This window comes from Arthrobacter sp. H14 (genome assembly GCF_000520495.1).
Lineage (GTDB): Bacteria > Actinomycetota > Actinomycetes > Actinomycetales > Micrococcaceae > Arthrobacter_C.
Genome location: NZ_KI914681.1, coordinates 8,492 through 22,678 on the forward strand (window position 1 = coordinate 8,492; position 14,187 = coordinate 22,678).

Sequence of the window (14,187 nt, forward strand, 5' to 3'; positions counted from 1 at the left end):
GATGGCCGACGACAAGCCGCGAGGGGTCGGCCGCGGTGGTCGCCATCTCGGTCATGCTGTAGCCGGAGGTGGAGGAAGCGATGACGACGCCGGGGGCGGTGACGGCGTCGATCTTGGCCAGCAGCTCCTGCTTGAGTTCGAGGACCTCGGGGGCGCTTTCCTGGATGAAGCCGGCACCCTCGACCGCCTCGGCGAGGTCGGTGTGGACGCTGAAGTTATCCGGGTCCGCGCCGTCGGCCAGGCCGAGCTTGGTCAGCGCAGGCCAGGCGGCATCAATCAGCTGGCGCAGTTTCGGACCGGCGTCGGGGGAGGGGTCCCAGATCTTCACCTGGTAACCGCGGGCCAGGAAGTAAGCAGCCCAGCCACCGCCGATGGTGCCGGCGCCCACGCAGGCGACCGTGCCGACGTCGGGCACGCTTGCTGCGATAGGGGTGCCGGTTGGCTGTGTTGCCGAAGCGGTAGTGCCCGCGGGCTGTGTGGCGGTGCCGGCGTCGGGCGTGTTCTCAGTGTTGCTCATTGCGGCCGCTTAGCCCTTCCGGTTGATCTGAAGGATGTCGCGTGCCTCGTCCGGCGTGGCCACGGACGAACCGAGGTCGTTGACGATGCTGATGGCGAGTTCGGTCAGCTGCGCATTGGTGGCCTTGACGCCCTTGGACAGATAGAGGTTGTCCTCGAGGCCGACACGCACGTGGCCGCCGAGCAGCACCGACTGCGCCACCCACGGCATCTGGTTGCGGCCGATGGAGAACGAGGTCCACTGGGCGCCGTCGGGAAGCATATTGACCATGGCCTGCAGCAGACCCGGGTCCGCCGGAGCGCCGTAGGGGATGCCCATGCACAGCTGGTAGAGCGGCGGCGGATCGATCAGGCCCTCTTCGACCATCACGTTCGCGAACCAGAGGTTGCCGGTGTCGAAGATTTCCATTTCCGGCTTCACGCCGAGTTCCTGGATGCGGGCGGCGCCCTCGCGGAGCATGTCCGGGGTGCTGACGTAGATGTTGCTGCCTTCGCCGAAGTTGAGCGAGCCGCAGTCGATGGTGCAGATTTCGGGGAGCAGTTCCTCGACGTGGGGGAGCCGGTCGAGGCCGCTGATCAGGTCGGTGCCTTCCAGCTGCTTTGTGGGTTCGGACGGGTCGACGACGAGATCGCCACCCATTCCGGCGGTCAGGTTGATGACCGGGTCGACGTCGCTGGCCTTCACCAGGCGGACGACCTCGCGGTACAGCGCGACATCGCGCGAGCCCTGCTTGGTTTCGACGTCGCGCACGTGGATGTGTACGACGGAGGCGCCGGCGCGGGCTGCGGCAATGGCATCCGCGGCGATTTCCTCGGGCGTGACCGGGACGTTTTCGCTCTTGCCGGTGGTATCTCCGGCACCGGTGAGTGCGCAGGTGACGATGACCTTACGGTTCATGATGTGCTCCCGTTCGGGTTGGCTGTCGGGTGGTCGGTGTTGCTTGAAGTTTTAGTGCGGATGCTGTTGCCGTCGTAGGCTCTGGCCACAACGTTGCGGTCGATGTAACTTTCGATTTGCGCATGCATCTGATCGGAAGTCAGCATCCCGGTGAGGACTTTGACGTTCAGTCCATCGATCAACGAGGTGAGGTCCATGGTCAGCGCGTCGGCGTCGGTGCTGACAAAGAGCCCGGCTTTTTGGCCATCCACGATGATGTTGTGAACGGTCTGTTCCCAGCGCCGGTAGCTTTGGGCATGGCTGTGCTGAGAGGCCGGATCGACGGCCGCTTCAGCCCAGGTTTGGAGCCAGATCGACATTTCCGCCCGGCCGCGCTGGCCTGCTGGCAGCTGGAGTTCAGCCAGCCGCTTGAGCCGGTCAACGGGGTTGGGGTGGAGGTGCAGTTCTGCGATCTGGCGGTCGAAGGCTAGCTTGACCGAATACCGCAGCGCCTCCGCGAAAATCTCCCGTTTGGTGGGGAAGTAGTAGTGCACCGTGGCGCTGCTGGTGCCGCATGCCTTTGCAATGTCAGCGATCCGGACCGAGGAGTAACCCTGTTCGGCGAACAGCCACCAGGCCTTCTCGATGATGGTCCGGCGCTTACGGGCCTTCTCGCTGTCCTCGCGATGACGGGTAGGCAGGATCTTCGCCGTCGGAGTCGCTGAGGCGCCGGCCGTCTCGTCCGAACCAGACAGCAGCCAGTTCACCGTGACGCCGGCGGCATCGGCCAGTTGGGTCAGCTCGTCCGGTCGGAACCGGCGGGTACCTTTTAGGGCCTTGGACAGCTTGGTTTCATCCAGACCCATGTAGCGGGCGACCTCCCGCTGGGCGAGACCCGACTCCTGGATCGAGGACCGGACACGCGTCAGCAGCGCCGCCTGGCTGTCTGACTGGCTTGTGTTCTGGACCTCATTTTGCGATTGCACCTGACTGACTGTAGTTCAAACTTGCGATACTGACAAGTAAAACGATTGAGAGTCAGAAAATCGGATGTCCTGATCACGCATCACGTACCCTGAATTCATGATTGATGGCAATGGGGGTTCAACGTACGGAGTTGCGGCCCTGGGGGTCAGTATCCGAAACGCCCGTAAAAGGCAGGGTCTCAGTGTGGAAGGACTCAGTCACCGCGCAGGTGTGAGTTTCGGATTGGTGAGCCAGTTGGAGCGGGGCCAGGGCAACCCTTCGTTCATCACCCTCAACAGACTCGCAGAAGCCTTGGGAGTATCGCTGGTACGGCTGATGCAAGGCGCTACCCGGCATGATGACATGGTGGTGCGGGCAAATGAGCGCCAACAGTTGCCTAAGGAAGGCGAGTCGGGGGACGAGCCGTTCAGGGAGCTCCTCACCCCGCGGAATCATGCTTCGTTGCAAGTGATTCGTACGGTCCTGCCGTCAGGATTTTCCAACGAAGGGAAGCCATTCCGGCACTTGGGCATGGAATGCGTGCTGGTCGAATCGGGCCGACTGATGGTGACTCACGGGCAGAGGCAGGTGGAGTTGGAGCCGGGTGATGCGATGACCTACGAATGCTCGACAGCTCATTGGTGGGCCAATGCTTACGACGGCGAGACGGTGGTGCTGGGTGCGGTGACCCCGCTGGAAGTCTAGAACCGCCGCGCGCTCGACACCTGCGTTTCTGCAGGTTCTGACTGGTGGTCCACGAGCCACAGTTCCAGGAGGTTTTCCAGTTCCACCAATGGCTCCCGGGCATCGTCTACACGAAGGTCAATCAGTAGTTCGGGCGGAGACGTGTCCGGTGCGTCGTTATCTGCAATTGTCAGTGCTGCGCTTTGTTGACCACGCATGTCGCCGCCGGCCTTTTGGCCGGCAAGCAAAGCCGACATCAGTTGACGCGCGAAGCCGGCTACCGAGCCGGATTCCTGTGCAGGCTCCCGCAATTTCTCCGCCATGTTTTCAACGACAGCTGGCCCGGCAAGAAGATTGCCAAGCACCACAAAGTGGTTGCCCTCCAGAGATCCAGCCCAGGGTGAGCAGTCAACTCCGTTGTGCACCGCCGTCGTACCAGCGCTGGTAATCAGCGCTACCTGCCGTTTCGCAAAACCCTCGTCCAGTCCGCTCAATTCCTTCAGGATGCGGGCCGGGGGAACCCCTTTGCGTGCCCGGTCCAATGCCAGATGCCGGAATGATTTGTTGGTGTACGCCTGTGTCACCACCGCCCCTACCCCTGGCGCGACAGCCGGCACAGCATTTCCGACGGCGAGAGAACAGCTGGCCGTCGCAGCGGCCTGATACCGGCCATTCCGGCTCATCGCGACCAACGAAAATGTCATCGAAAGGTCTCCTTTCAGTAAACTTTCTGGTTCCGATCGCCCAGCGCTTGATGTAATCCCGATCACCAAACATAATGATGAAGACATCACTAAAATGATTGTATATCGGAGGGCACGATGTTTAGACGCCGAATCGGGGCCGCGTTGGCGACTGTAAGTCTGCTGGCAGTCGCCGCATGTTCACCGGGAGAAGGGGTGGACCTCGAGAACAATGGTGGCACCGGAGGCGCTGAAGCGTCAGGATCCGGGGAAACTTTGGTCGCAGCTATTGCCGGGGAACCGGATCAGCTGGATCCACACAAGACCTCTGCTTACTTCTCCTTCCAAGTATTGGAGAACGTCTACGACACTCTGGTAGAGCCGGACGAAAGTCTGGAAATGCAGCCGGCGCTTGCTAAGTCTTGGGAGGTCAGCGACGACCAGTTGACATGGACTTTTACCTTGCGGGAAGACGTGACATTCCATGATGGCTCCGAGTTCAGCGCCGAGGACGTGGTGTACTCCTACAACCGGATCATCGACAACGAGCTCACCAACTCCTACCGTTTTGCCTCCGTCGAATCAATTAAGGCACCGGACCCCAGCACTGTGGTGATTAAGGTCAGCCAACCAACGCCGAGTTTGCTCTCCAATATCGGTGGTTTCAAAGGAATGGCGATCGTTTCCGAGGAAAACGTCAAAAGCGGGGAAATCCAAGACAACCCGATTGGCACTGGACCGTTCGTCTTCGAGAGCTACACGCCAGGAGACTCGATCAAGCTCTCGTCCAACCCGGACTATTGGGGTGGGGCTCCGGAGCTGGGCGGTGCGACGTTCCGCTTCATTTCCGAAGGAACGACCGCGCTGGCGGGACTGACGGCTGGCGAAGTCGACTGGACTGACTCGATTCCGCCACAGCGTGTGGCCGGGCTGGAAACCAATCCCGACGTCGAGGTAGGCAAGGTGGCCAGCAACGATTACTGGTACCTGGCCCTGAACCAGAATCGGGAGCCATATGACGATGTCCGGGTACGTCAGGCAATTGCCTACGCGCTGGACCGGGACGCGATTACGCAAGCGGTCAGCTACGGCAACGCGACGGTCAACCAGTTGGCCATCCCCAAGCAGAGCACTTGGTACACCGAGTACAACAAGTACAGCAAGAATCTGGACAAGGCGAAGTCCCTGCTGGACGAAGCCGGCGTCGACGAGCTCAACATGGGTCTGATGGTGACCACCCAGTATCCGCAGACGGTTACCGCGGCCCAGGTCATCGCCGACCAGCTCAGCAAGATCGGCATCACCACGGAGATACGCACCATCGATTTCGCTACCTGGTTGGATGAACAGTCGCAGGGAAACTTCGACATGTTGATGCTTGGCTGGCTGGGCAGCATCGATCCCAACGACTTCTACTACAACCAGCACCACTCCGAAGGCACCAGCAATTTCCAGGGCTATTCGAACCCAGAGGTGGACAAGTTACTGGAGGCCGGGCAAACGGAGACCAATCTGGAAAAACGGCAGGAAATCTACGACAAGGCGGCGACCATGATCGCCGACGACGCCAGCTACATTTATCTCTACAACCCCGATGTGGTGCAGGCCTGGAACCCGAATGTGAAGGGCTATGAAGCACGCAGCGATCGGGCCATCCGGTTCCGCGACGTCAGTCTGGCCGACAACTGAATGATGCCTGACCGAATTGGGAAGGATGGGCGCCGATGAACCGGAAGCTGTTGAGCTTTGTGCTCCGCCGCCTCGGTCATACCGCCATCGTGCTCGTGGGCGTGATCATCGTAGTCTTCACCTTGGTGCACCTGGTGCCTGGCGATCCAGTGCGGGTCGCACTGGGCACCAGGTACACCCCCGAAGCCTATGCTGCGTTGCGAGAGGCGTCCGGGCTTGACCGACCACTGATTGTGCAGTTCTTCAGTTACATCGGCAATGCACTGACCGGCGATCTGGGAGTGAGTTTCCGCAGCGGCAATCCGGTCACGCTTGTGCTGCTGGAGCGGCTCCCGGCCACACTCTCGCTGGCGGCGGCAGGCATCATCATCGCGTTGCTGATTTCGTTTCCGCTTGGGCTCTACGCCGCCCTGCACGAGGGAAAGGCACTCGATGGCGTCATCCGCGCGGTCAGCCAGTTCGGCGTATCGGTTCCCGACTTTTGGATGGGGCTGATGCTGATTACGTTCTTCTCGGTCACGCTCGGCTGGTTGCCGCCATCAGGCTATGTGCCGCTCACTGAAGACCCGCTGGGCTGGGCCAGCCACGTGCTGATGCCCGCATTCACAGTGGGGGTGGTAGCTGGATCCATCATGACCCGCTACATCCGCAGTGCGGTGTTGGATGTAGTGGGCTCGTCCTATATCCGCACCGCCAAGTCCAAGGGCATCAAGCACCGAACCGTGGTGATGCGCCATATTGTGCGCAATGCCTTGGTGCCGGTGGTTACCATCGGCGGCATCCAGATGGCCACCATGCTGGGAGGGCTGATCGTGGTCGAGGTGGTCTTCGCCTGGCCGGGTCTCGGACGGTTGGTATATGACGCCGTCCTCTCCCGTGACTATGCGGTTATTCAAGGTGCCGTGCTGCTGATTGCGGGGATGTTCCTGTTGATCAATCTGCTCGTGGACCTGTTGTACGCCGTCGTTGACCCGAGGATCCGTGTCTCATGACTCAACCACCTGTTGCTGAAAAGCCTGACCGTCCGCCGTCCTCTGAAGAGGCTCCGGTCGCTTCGGAACGTACCAGCGCGTGGCGGCTGGTGCTGGCAAACAAGGTAACGCTGGGCGGGCTGGTGGTGCTCGTCGTCGTCGTGCTTGCTGCCATCTTTGGGCGTTGGCTGGCTCCCTATGGGATCAACGACGTCGATGTCACCAATGCTCTTGCCCCACCCAGTGCTGCACATTGGTTTGGCACCGACGAGCTGGGCCGCGACGTGTTCTCCCGGGTGCTGGTCTCGGCGAGGGTGTCGATCCTGGTCGGCCTGGTAAGCGTAAGCTTCGCGCTGGTTGCCGGCGTCGTAGTTGGTCTGCTGGCTGGATTCTTCGGCGGCAAACTCGACGCGATTGTCATGCGCTGCGCCGACGTGCTCTTCGCCTTCCCGGTGCTGCTGCTGGCCCTGGCGATCGTCGCGGTACTTGGGCCGGGATTGCCGACGGCGATGCTGGCCATCGGTATTGTCTACACGCCTATTTTCGCCAGGGTTGTGCGTGCGTCCACGCTTGGAGTACGGGAAGAGCCGTTCGTCAAGGCCTCAGTCTCCATTGGCGCATCCAGTGGACTGATCCTGCGCCGGCACATTCTGCCCAACATCACCGGCCCGATCATTGTGCAGACATCGCTGTCGCTTGCTTTCGCCATTCTGTCCGAAGCGGCGTTGTCCTTCCTGGGTCTGGGAGTACAACCGCCGGATCCTTCATGGGGCCGGATGCTGTTTGATGCCAGGGGCTTCCTGGGTACCGCATGGTGGATGAGCGTATTCCCCGGACTGGCGATTTTCCTCACCGTGCTGGCATTCAACTTGGTCGGCGACGGCTTGCGGGACGTATTGGATCCCCGGCACCGCACGGCTATCGAAGCAAGGAGGGTGAAATGAGCGCCAACACGGTGATCGATGTTCAGGATCTGCGCGTGCGTGTCGGCGCAGCGAGGATCGTTAACGATGTTTCGTTCAAGGTGGAGCGTGGCCAGACCCTGGGGATAGTCGGGGAGTCCGGCTCGGGTAAATCGATGACGGTCCTGGCTGCCACCGGGCTGATTGATGCGCCAAGTGCCAAGGTGTCCGGCACTTCCATGCTCGACGGGCAGAACCTGATTGGGCTGCGCCGGTCGAAGCTGGAGAAGATCTATGGCGAACGCATCGGCTTCATCTTCCAGGACCCGGCGACGTCGTTGAACCCCGTTCTGACCTTGGAGCGGCAGTTAACCGAGGGGCCGGAGGCGCACCTTGGGATCACACGAAGGGCAGCGCGCCGCAGGGCGTTGGATTTGCTGGAAGCCGTCGGCATTCCCGATCCGGAACCGCGGCTGGCTGCCTACCCCCATCAGCTCTCCGGCGGGATGAAGCAACGGGTGATGATCGCCGTCGCACTCGCCTGCGACCCCGCCCTGCTAATTGCCGACGAGCCGACCACGGCTTTGGACGTCACCACCCAGGCCCAGATCATCTCTTTGGTGCGGTCGCTGCAGGAGCGGTTGGGCATGGGCGTGGTTTGGATCAGTCACGACCTCGGCGTCATCAGCGGGGTGGCTGAGGAGGTGAGCGTGCTATACGGCGGCCAAGTGGTGGAACATACTGCGATAACGGATATCTTCAACAATCCATTGCATCCTTACACGCAGGGACTGTTGCGGGCACGGCCGTACCTGGGCGGGGCACAAGAGGAGTTGGTGACCATTCCCGGCAGTCCTCCTGATCCAAAGAATCTGCCGAAGGGCTGCGTGTTCTATGACCGCTGTCCGGTGCGGTTGGATTCCCGTTGCGAAACAGAGTTGCCGCCATTGACAGATGTCGGTGATGGACATTTGGTGCGGTCCTTCTGCGCAACCTCCGGCGGGGAGAATGTGCGTAACGCTTGGGAGGGCACCCGTGTCTGAGGTCCGGAATTCACAGCCCGCCAACCGGGACGAACCGGTGTTGCTGTCGGTACAGAATCTACAGGTGCATTTCGCTGTGCGCGGCGCTGCCGGGAAGCAGACCGTGCACGCGGTCGAGGACATCTCCTTTGATCTGAAACGCGGGGAGACTTTGGGACTTGTCGGCGAGTCCGGTTCGGGGAAATCGACCATTGCCAACGCCCTGATGCGGTTGGAGGATCCCACCGGCGGGCGGATTATGCTCGAAGGCATCGACATCGCCACCTTGCGGGGCAGTGATCTGAAGTCGGTGCGGCGGCGACTGGCCATGGTGTTCCAGGATCCGTTTTCCGCGCTCAACCCGCGGCAACGGATTGGCCTCAGTATCGCCGAACCGTTGGTGGTCCATAAATTGGCCAACGGCGGTGCCGAGCGCAGCAAGCGTGTGCGTGAGTTGCTGGACTTGGTCAATCTGCCGGCACATTTCGCCGACAGATTTCCGCACGAGCTCTCCGGCGGTCAGCGTCAGCGGGTGTGTATTGCCAGGGCGTTGGCCGGTGACCCGGACATCATGATTCTGGACGAGGCTACGGCCTCGCTGGATGTCTCTGTCCAAGCGCAGATCATGAACCTTCTCAAAGACCTGCAACGTCGTTTGGGCTTGACGTATCTGTTTGTGTCCCATGACCTGGCGGCCGTGGAGTACATGAGCCACCGCGTGCTGGTGATGTACTTGGGCCGCTTAATGGAGATCAGCCCAAGGGACGAGTTGTACACGCAATCCGCTCACCCATACACGCGAGCGCTGCTCGCGGCCATCCCGCTTGCCGATCCTGTCGCGGAGCGCTCCAGGGAACGGACCTTATTGGAAGGTGAAGTCCCTTCACCATTGAATCCTCCATCCGGCTGCGTTTTCCGCACCCGTTGTCCGATTGCCGTTGATGAGTGCTCCGAGGTGGTTCCCGCGGCTATTGAGGTAGGGGAAGACCATAATTCAGCGTGTATCCGCGTGCCGGTGGCGCAAGAGTTGTAGGCTACACAAAAGGTGGCTACGGCAAGTCAGCTGCGCGGAGGAGTTTCCAGCCGTCCGCATCGCCTTGGCCGCCGAAGACCCTGCTCTTGTCAGTAACCTGCCGTCCGCATAGCATCCATTCATGGGGCTCGTAGAATTCACACCCACCCGGGAGCAGCTGGCCTACACCTTTGGCGGCGCGGCCCCAGTGATGACTGTTCAGCCCGGGGCTGTGCTCAAGCTGTGGTCCGAGGACGCCTTCAATCACGCCCTGACCTCCGTTGATGACATCTCGTCCGAAAAGGTGGACCTGCGGTTCGTAAACCCGCAGACTGGACCCTTTTATGTGGAGGGCGCGGAGCCGGGGGACACGCTGGCGATTCACATTGCGGATCTTACTCCCGCCCGCAATTGGGGTGCATCCGCCACCATCCCCTTCTTCGGCGGGTTGACCAGCACGGACCGGACCGCATTCCTGCAGGAATCACTGCCAGATACCACGTGGATCTATCACCTTGATACGGAACGGCAGACTGTAGGTTTTCAGGCACGGTTTGGTGATTTCGAGGTGGCCTTGCCACTTGAACCGATGCTGGGCACCATCGGCGTCGCACCGCCCGGCGGCGAAGTCCGTTCATCCCTTGTGCCCGAGCGGTTTGGCGGCAACATGGACTCCCCGGAGGTCAAGGCCGGCACCACCGTTTACCTCGGAGTGAATGTGGAAGGCGCGCTCTTTTCCATTGGCGACGGGCACTATCGGCAGGGTGAGGGCGAAGCCTGTGGCACCGCCGTCGAAGGTGCGATGACGTCAACCATCATTGTGGAGCTGATCAAGGGTGGTGCGCCGGCGTGGCCGCGGCTGGAGACCGACGGGCATTGGATGGTGGTCGGTTCCTCTCGTCCGATGGAGGATTCCTGGCGTATCGGTCAGGTGGAATTGATCCGCTGGTTTGGGGACCTGTTCGGACTGCATCCGATGGACGCCTACCAGTTGCTCACCCAGACCGCCCTGGCGCCGGTGGCCAACGCCGTGGACGCGAACTACAGCGTTGTGGTGAAAGCTGCGAAGTCACTATTTCCCGCGGCACAGGCGTTTGACGGCATGCATGCTGAGCTGCGGAACCGCGCAGCCCGACTATAGGAGACGGACATGGATCTACAGCTCGGTGGGTTGACGGCTCTGGTCACTGGAGGCACCAAGGGCATCGGACGAGCGATCGTGGAGACGTTCGCGGCGGAAGGTGCCAACGTGGGTTTCTGCGCTCGGGATGCCGACGAGGTTAAGGCAACGGAAGCGGCGTTGGCGGACAGCGGCGGCAGGGTAACCGGCACCGTGATGGACATGGGGAACGCCGACGACGTCGCAGGCTGGGTGCCCGCTGCAGCCGAAGACTTCGGTGGGATCGACATTGTGGTCAGCAACGTCAGTGCCTTGGCCATCCCGGATACCGACGAGAACTGGGAGGCTTCCCTCCGGGTGGATCTGATGGGCACCGTTCGTCTGGTCAAGGCCGCAATGCCGTATCTGGAACAGAGCGAGGCTGCCTCCATCATCGGTATCTCCAGCGTGTCCGGCCGGGAGGTCGACTTCGCCTCCGGGCCGTACGGCACCGTGAAGACTGCCATAATTGCGTACATGGCGGGCTTGGCGTTCCAGCTGGCAGAGAAGGGGATCCGTGCCAACACAGTCTCTCCCGGCAATACCTATCATGAGGGTGGGGTCTGGCAGAGCATCGAGCGGGACAACCCGGAAGCGTTCAACGAAGCCCTGGGGCTCAACCTGACTCCGCGGATGGGAACTCCTGCCGAAGTGGCCAACACGGTGGTGTTTCTTGCCAGTCCACGGTCCAGCCGGACCACCGGAGCGAACTTCCTGGTCGACGGAGGCCTGTCCCGCGGGATCCAGTTCTAGGGCGTCATAGAGCAGCTTGGCCGGGACTCGTTTATGCATTGCCGGACTCGAGCAGCTGTGCCGCCGTTTGGCTTGCCAGCTTCTTATCAAACGTCCACAACGGTTCGTCGCCATTGGCTTCTGCCCGGGAAACGAGATAACAGTCCTCGAATGACAGCTTCGGGTGGGCGCAATACCGGCTAAATGCGGCGGCGAACACATCGATGTTTCCCACGATTTGCAGTTGTTGCAGCAGTCCGATGATGGCCTCGTGCTGCTGGTCGCGGGTGAGTCCATATGCGCGGCCCAGAACAAAATTCACCTCAATCAAGGCCGTGTCCGAGACTGCAAACCGGGCGCCACTCGTCAGCAAGTCCATGGCGGCGGCATGCTGGTGCGGCACATCACTCAAGAGCAGGCGCAGCAGGACGTTCGCATCCAATGAGCCGGAAGTCGTCATGGCTTGGACTCTTCGGCTCGATGCGTCTGATAGTAGGCATCGACGTCGGTCACCGGTTTCGTTCGTTTGGCATAGCTGGAAACGCGTGCACTCAAATCCGCAATTGCCGCGACGCGTGTGAGCGTGATTCGCTGTAGGTCCTCATCGAACGATACTTCGAGGCGGTCGCCCTTCTTTAAATCCATACTCCTGCGCACGTCCGACGGAAGGGTGAACTGCCCCTTGCTGCTGATCGTCACGATGGTCTTCATGTCTTACATTGTACTCTGACGTAAGGCGCCTAGACGGAAGTAAGTGAACCGGGATAGTTGCCTACTTCGCTGGCCGTCCCGCCTCCGCCCATGCTGGATTGCGGCCGGTCAGGCCAATGACCCGGTCAGCCAGGGACGCGTCCTCCGCCACCGGTACCGGCGCGTCGAACAGGCCCGGGGTCCCGTGGGGGCTCTCGGTCACTGATGTTTGCAGAAAGCCGTAGGTGGCCTCCAAGAGATCGGTCGGGCAGGTGAAGTTCTGGCCGCTTGCGGCTGCGATATCCCATCCGTGCACAATAACTTCATCGAGGGCGACCAGACCGGCGACATCTCCGGGCATATCGATACCGCCCGCCCGGGTAAATCCGTCCCAGGCCCCGTCTTTGCGCCATGCTTTTGCCAGCGCCGCCAGCCGTTCCGGTATCTGAGTACGCCAGTTGGCACCCAATTGGGACGCGTCAGCGGTTGGCCCCGGATGCTCCTCCAGATCAGTCTTGTGTGCCGCAGCGGTGAAGGCCAACGATAGGCCGCCGACGTGTTCGATCAGGTCGCCCAGAGACCTGTCCGCACACGGGGTAGGGGCGTGCAGTTGATCATCGCGAACGCCGCGAATCAGCTCTGCCACGTGATTGGTGGCCGGTTCCAGATCCAGCATTTTCTTCCTCCTATAGGTGGGTTCACAGTTAAGACGACTGACCTGCCCGGAAATCATCGGTATCAGCGGCTTTACTGATGCAGCGGGATGAGATGATCGATTACCTATCCCTTGTACGTTGAACCACTGGCTGCCAAAACTCCCTGCCGGTATACTTGGTGGTATGCCTGCTGAGCATACTTCGATCAAAGTCCCGCGCCACGTTCGGGATCGACTCGCCGAACGCGCGCGGCGTGAGCATGCCACTTTGGCAGCCGTGATTTCACGTGCTCTCGACGAAGCCGATGAGAGAGACTTCTGGTCGAAGATTCAGGCGGAGCACGCGTTGCTGCCGCCGGCCGAGCGGGCTGCGTATGAATCCAACGATGCCGGTAAGGATGATCTGGCAGATCCCGGGGACCAGGCGGTCGGGGAGGAGGATGCGTGGTGAGGCGCGGAGATATTTTCCTCGCAGATTTGGGTGATCCCATAGGTCATGAACAAGGACTTCGTCGCCCGGTGCTCATAGTGAGCGCCCCACCTTGGATCGATTCGAACCCACCTGTGCTGGCAATACTTCCACTGACCCGCTCGCAGCGCCACCGCTCGACCCATGTGGAGGTCGAACCCGGCACATCTGGCCTCAAAGACACCAGCTACATCAAATGTGAAGATATACGTTCCATATCGCCGTTCAGGCTTGGACGCTATTTTGGAAGCGCCGATGAATCTGTGATGTTGCGGGTAGACCTGATCCTGCAACGTTTACTGGCACTTTAGCCGACAGACTGGCCGGACCATGTGGCCAATGGATAGGTCCGGGGACTATGTCAGTGGCCAGCCTGTGTAGGCCTCGGCGAGATAGCTGGAACCGGCGCGGGATGAGACGACGGCGGACAGCTCGCCGAGCTGGCGCTTATTTTCGAATGGAGAGCTGTCCGGGTGCTGGTGCAGCATGCTGGTCATCCAATAAGAGAAGTTCTGCGCCTTCCAGACCCGCTTCAGCGCGCGCTCGCTGTATGCATTCAGAAGTTCCGGGTTCTTGGAATTGAAGTATGACTCCAGCCCTTCGTGCAGGACCTTCACGTCCGCCAGAGCCAGATTCAGCCCCTTGGCGCCAGTGGGTGGGACGGTGTGGGACGCATCGCCGGCGAGGAACATGTTGCCGTAACGCATTGGTTCACATACGTAGCTGCGAAAGGGCAGCACCATCTGTTCGAAGATCCGGCCGGTCTTGAGCTGGAAGCCGTCCTGGCCCTCGATCCGGCTTTGCAGTTCTTCCCAGATCATCTCTTCCGTCCACTTGGATGCGTCCTCGTTGGGATCGCACTGGAAGTACATGCGCTGGATCTTCTCGGTGCGCTGGCTGATCAGCGCGAACCCACGGTCGGAGTGAGCGTAGATGAGCTCGGGTGCACTGGGCGGTGCTTCGGCAAGGATGCCGAACCAAGCGAAGGGGTACTGGATGAAGTAGTCCTTGCGGTGTTCGGCCGGGATGCTCTTCTTGCAGATGCCGCCGGAGCCGTCAGAGCCGACGACCACCTCGCAGTGGAGCTCCCAATGCTGTCCGTCGACGTCCGTGAAGCGGATCTTCGGGGTGTCGGTTTCCAGGTCCAGCACGCTGGTATC

At 60.9% G+C, this 14,187-nt stretch carries 18 protein-coding genes; 10 read left to right on the forward strand and 8 right to left on the reverse strand.

What is annotated here, in order from left to right:
• The 3 genes from Y707_RS27280 to Y707_RS27285 all read right to left on the reverse strand — a co-directional run.
• Nucleotides 1–517, reverse strand: a 517-nt coding sequence (locus Y707_RS27280) for a 3-hydroxyacyl-CoA dehydrogenase NAD-binding domain-containing protein (protein WP_253905243.1), incomplete at its 3' end; no start/stop codon positions are given.
• Nucleotides 518–526: 9 nt separating this feature from the next.
• Nucleotides 527–1,414 carry a beta-keto acid cleavage family enzyme gene (locus Y707_RS0117850; protein WP_026536081.1) on the reverse strand — a complete coding sequence of 296 codons (888 nt, stop codon included), beginning with the start codon at nucleotides 1,412–1,414 and terminating at the stop codon, nucleotides 527–529.
• Complete coding sequence (locus Y707_RS27285; protein WP_253905244.1) at nucleotides 1,411–2,379, reverse strand: TetR/AcrR family transcriptional regulator; 969 nt, start codon at nucleotides 2,377–2,379, stop codon at nucleotides 1,411–1,413. Before Y707_RS27285 ends, Y707_RS0117850 begins: the two co-directional genes overlap by 4 nt.
• A gap of 97 nt (nucleotides 2,380–2,476) precedes the next feature.
• On the opposite strand from Y707_RS27285, the gene Y707_RS0117860 reads away from it, so the two are divergent.
• On the forward strand, nucleotides 2,477–3,064 hold the full coding sequence (locus tag Y707_RS0117860) for a helix-turn-helix domain-containing protein (protein ID WP_026536082.1): 588 nt from the start codon (nucleotides 2,477–2,479) through the stop codon (nucleotides 3,062–3,064).
• Here Y707_RS0117860 and Y707_RS27290 read toward each other — a convergent pair.
• On the reverse strand, nucleotides 3,061–3,747 hold the full coding sequence (locus tag Y707_RS27290) for a DUF1028 domain-containing protein (RefSeq protein ID WP_051442164.1): 687 nt from the start codon (nucleotides 3,745–3,747) through the stop codon (nucleotides 3,061–3,063). The two genes, Y707_RS0117860 and Y707_RS27290, sit on opposite strands and share 4 nt — an antisense overlap.
• Before the next feature lie 117 nt (nucleotides 3,748–3,864).
• On the opposite strand from Y707_RS27290, the gene Y707_RS0117870 reads away from it, so the two are divergent.
• The 7 genes from Y707_RS0117870 to Y707_RS0117900 all read left to right on the forward strand — a co-directional run bounded on the left by Y707_RS0117870 (nucleotide 3,865) and on the right by Y707_RS0117900 (nucleotide 11,234).
• A complete protein-coding gene (locus tag Y707_RS0117870) occupies nucleotides 3,865–5,415 on the forward strand; it encodes an ABC transporter substrate-binding protein (RefSeq protein ID WP_035782457.1) in 1,551 nt (516 codons plus the stop codon).
• Between the two features lie 35 nt (nucleotides 5,416–5,450).
• The gene (locus Y707_RS0117875) at nucleotides 5,451–6,407 is read left to right on the forward strand and encodes an ABC transporter permease (protein WP_026536084.1); all 957 of its coding nucleotides are present in this window, start codon (nucleotides 5,451–5,453) and stop codon (nucleotides 6,405–6,407) included.
• Nucleotides 6,404–7,330, forward strand: a complete 927-nt coding sequence (locus Y707_RS0117880; RefSeq protein WP_026536085.1) for an ABC transporter permease — start codon at nucleotides 6,404–6,406, stop codon at nucleotides 7,328–7,330. Before Y707_RS0117875 ends, Y707_RS0117880 begins: the two co-directional genes overlap by 4 nt.
• The gene (locus Y707_RS0117885) at nucleotides 7,327–8,331 is read left to right on the forward strand and encodes an ABC transporter ATP-binding protein (protein WP_026536086.1); all 1,005 of its coding nucleotides are present in this window, start codon (nucleotides 7,327–7,329) and stop codon (nucleotides 8,329–8,331) included. Before Y707_RS0117880 ends, Y707_RS0117885 begins: the two co-directional genes overlap by 4 nt.
• Nucleotides 8,324–9,343: an ABC transporter ATP-binding protein gene (locus Y707_RS0117890; RefSeq protein WP_026536087.1), complete on the forward strand. Its 1,020-nt coding sequence runs from the start codon at nucleotides 8,324–8,326 to the stop codon at nucleotides 9,341–9,343. Before Y707_RS0117885 ends, Y707_RS0117890 begins: the two co-directional genes overlap by 8 nt.
• 121 nt (nucleotides 9,344–9,464) lie before the next feature.
• Entirely contained in the window at nucleotides 9,465–10,463 is a 999-nt protein-coding gene (locus Y707_RS0117895; RefSeq protein WP_026536088.1) for an acetamidase/formamidase family protein, read from the forward strand.
• A 9-nt stretch (nucleotides 10,464–10,472) separates the two neighbouring features.
• Nucleotides 10,473–11,234 carry an SDR family NAD(P)-dependent oxidoreductase gene (locus Y707_RS0117900; RefSeq protein WP_026536089.1) on the forward strand — a complete coding sequence of 254 codons (762 nt, stop codon included), beginning with the start codon at nucleotides 10,473–10,475 and terminating at the stop codon, nucleotides 11,232–11,234.
• Nucleotides 11,235–11,265: 31 nt separating this feature from the next.
• Here Y707_RS0117900 and Y707_RS27295 read toward each other — a convergent pair whose 3' ends face one another.
• From Y707_RS27295 to Y707_RS0117915, 3 genes are all read right to left on the reverse strand, one after another.
• Nucleotides 11,266–11,673 (reverse strand): type II toxin-antitoxin system VapC family toxin, encoded by a 408-nt coding sequence (locus Y707_RS27295; RefSeq protein ID WP_035782460.1) that lies wholly within the window; start codon nucleotides 11,671–11,673, stop codon nucleotides 11,266–11,268.
• The gene (locus Y707_RS27300) at nucleotides 11,670–11,924 is read right to left on the reverse strand and encodes an AbrB/MazE/SpoVT family DNA-binding domain-containing protein (RefSeq protein WP_035782463.1); all 255 of its coding nucleotides are present in this window, start codon (nucleotides 11,922–11,924) and stop codon (nucleotides 11,670–11,672) included. The genes Y707_RS27295 and Y707_RS27300 overlap by 4 nt, the downstream gene beginning before the upstream one ends.
• Nucleotides 11,925–11,985: 61 nt before the next feature.
• Entirely contained in the window at nucleotides 11,986–12,579 is a 594-nt protein-coding gene (locus tag Y707_RS0117915) for a TIGR03086 family metal-binding protein (protein ID WP_026536090.1), read from the reverse strand.
• A 163-nt stretch (nucleotides 12,580–12,742) separates the two neighbouring features.
• Between Y707_RS0117915 and Y707_RS0117920 the strand changes: the two genes are divergently transcribed.
• Entirely contained in the window at nucleotides 12,743–13,009 is a 267-nt protein-coding gene (locus Y707_RS0117920; protein WP_026536091.1) for a hypothetical protein, read from the forward strand.
• On the forward strand, nucleotides 13,003–13,338 hold the full coding sequence (locus Y707_RS30120) for a type II toxin-antitoxin system PemK/MazF family toxin (protein ID WP_216699293.1): 336 nt from the start codon (nucleotides 13,003–13,005) through the stop codon (nucleotides 13,336–13,338). Before Y707_RS0117920 ends, Y707_RS30120 begins: the two co-directional genes overlap by 7 nt.
• A 45-nt stretch (nucleotides 13,339–13,383) precedes the next feature.
• Here Y707_RS30120 and Y707_RS0117925 read toward each other — a convergent pair.
• On the reverse strand, nucleotides 13,384–14,187 hold an 804-nt coding region (locus Y707_RS0117925; RefSeq protein WP_026536092.1), incomplete at its 5' end, for a 4-hydroxybenzoate 3-monooxygenase.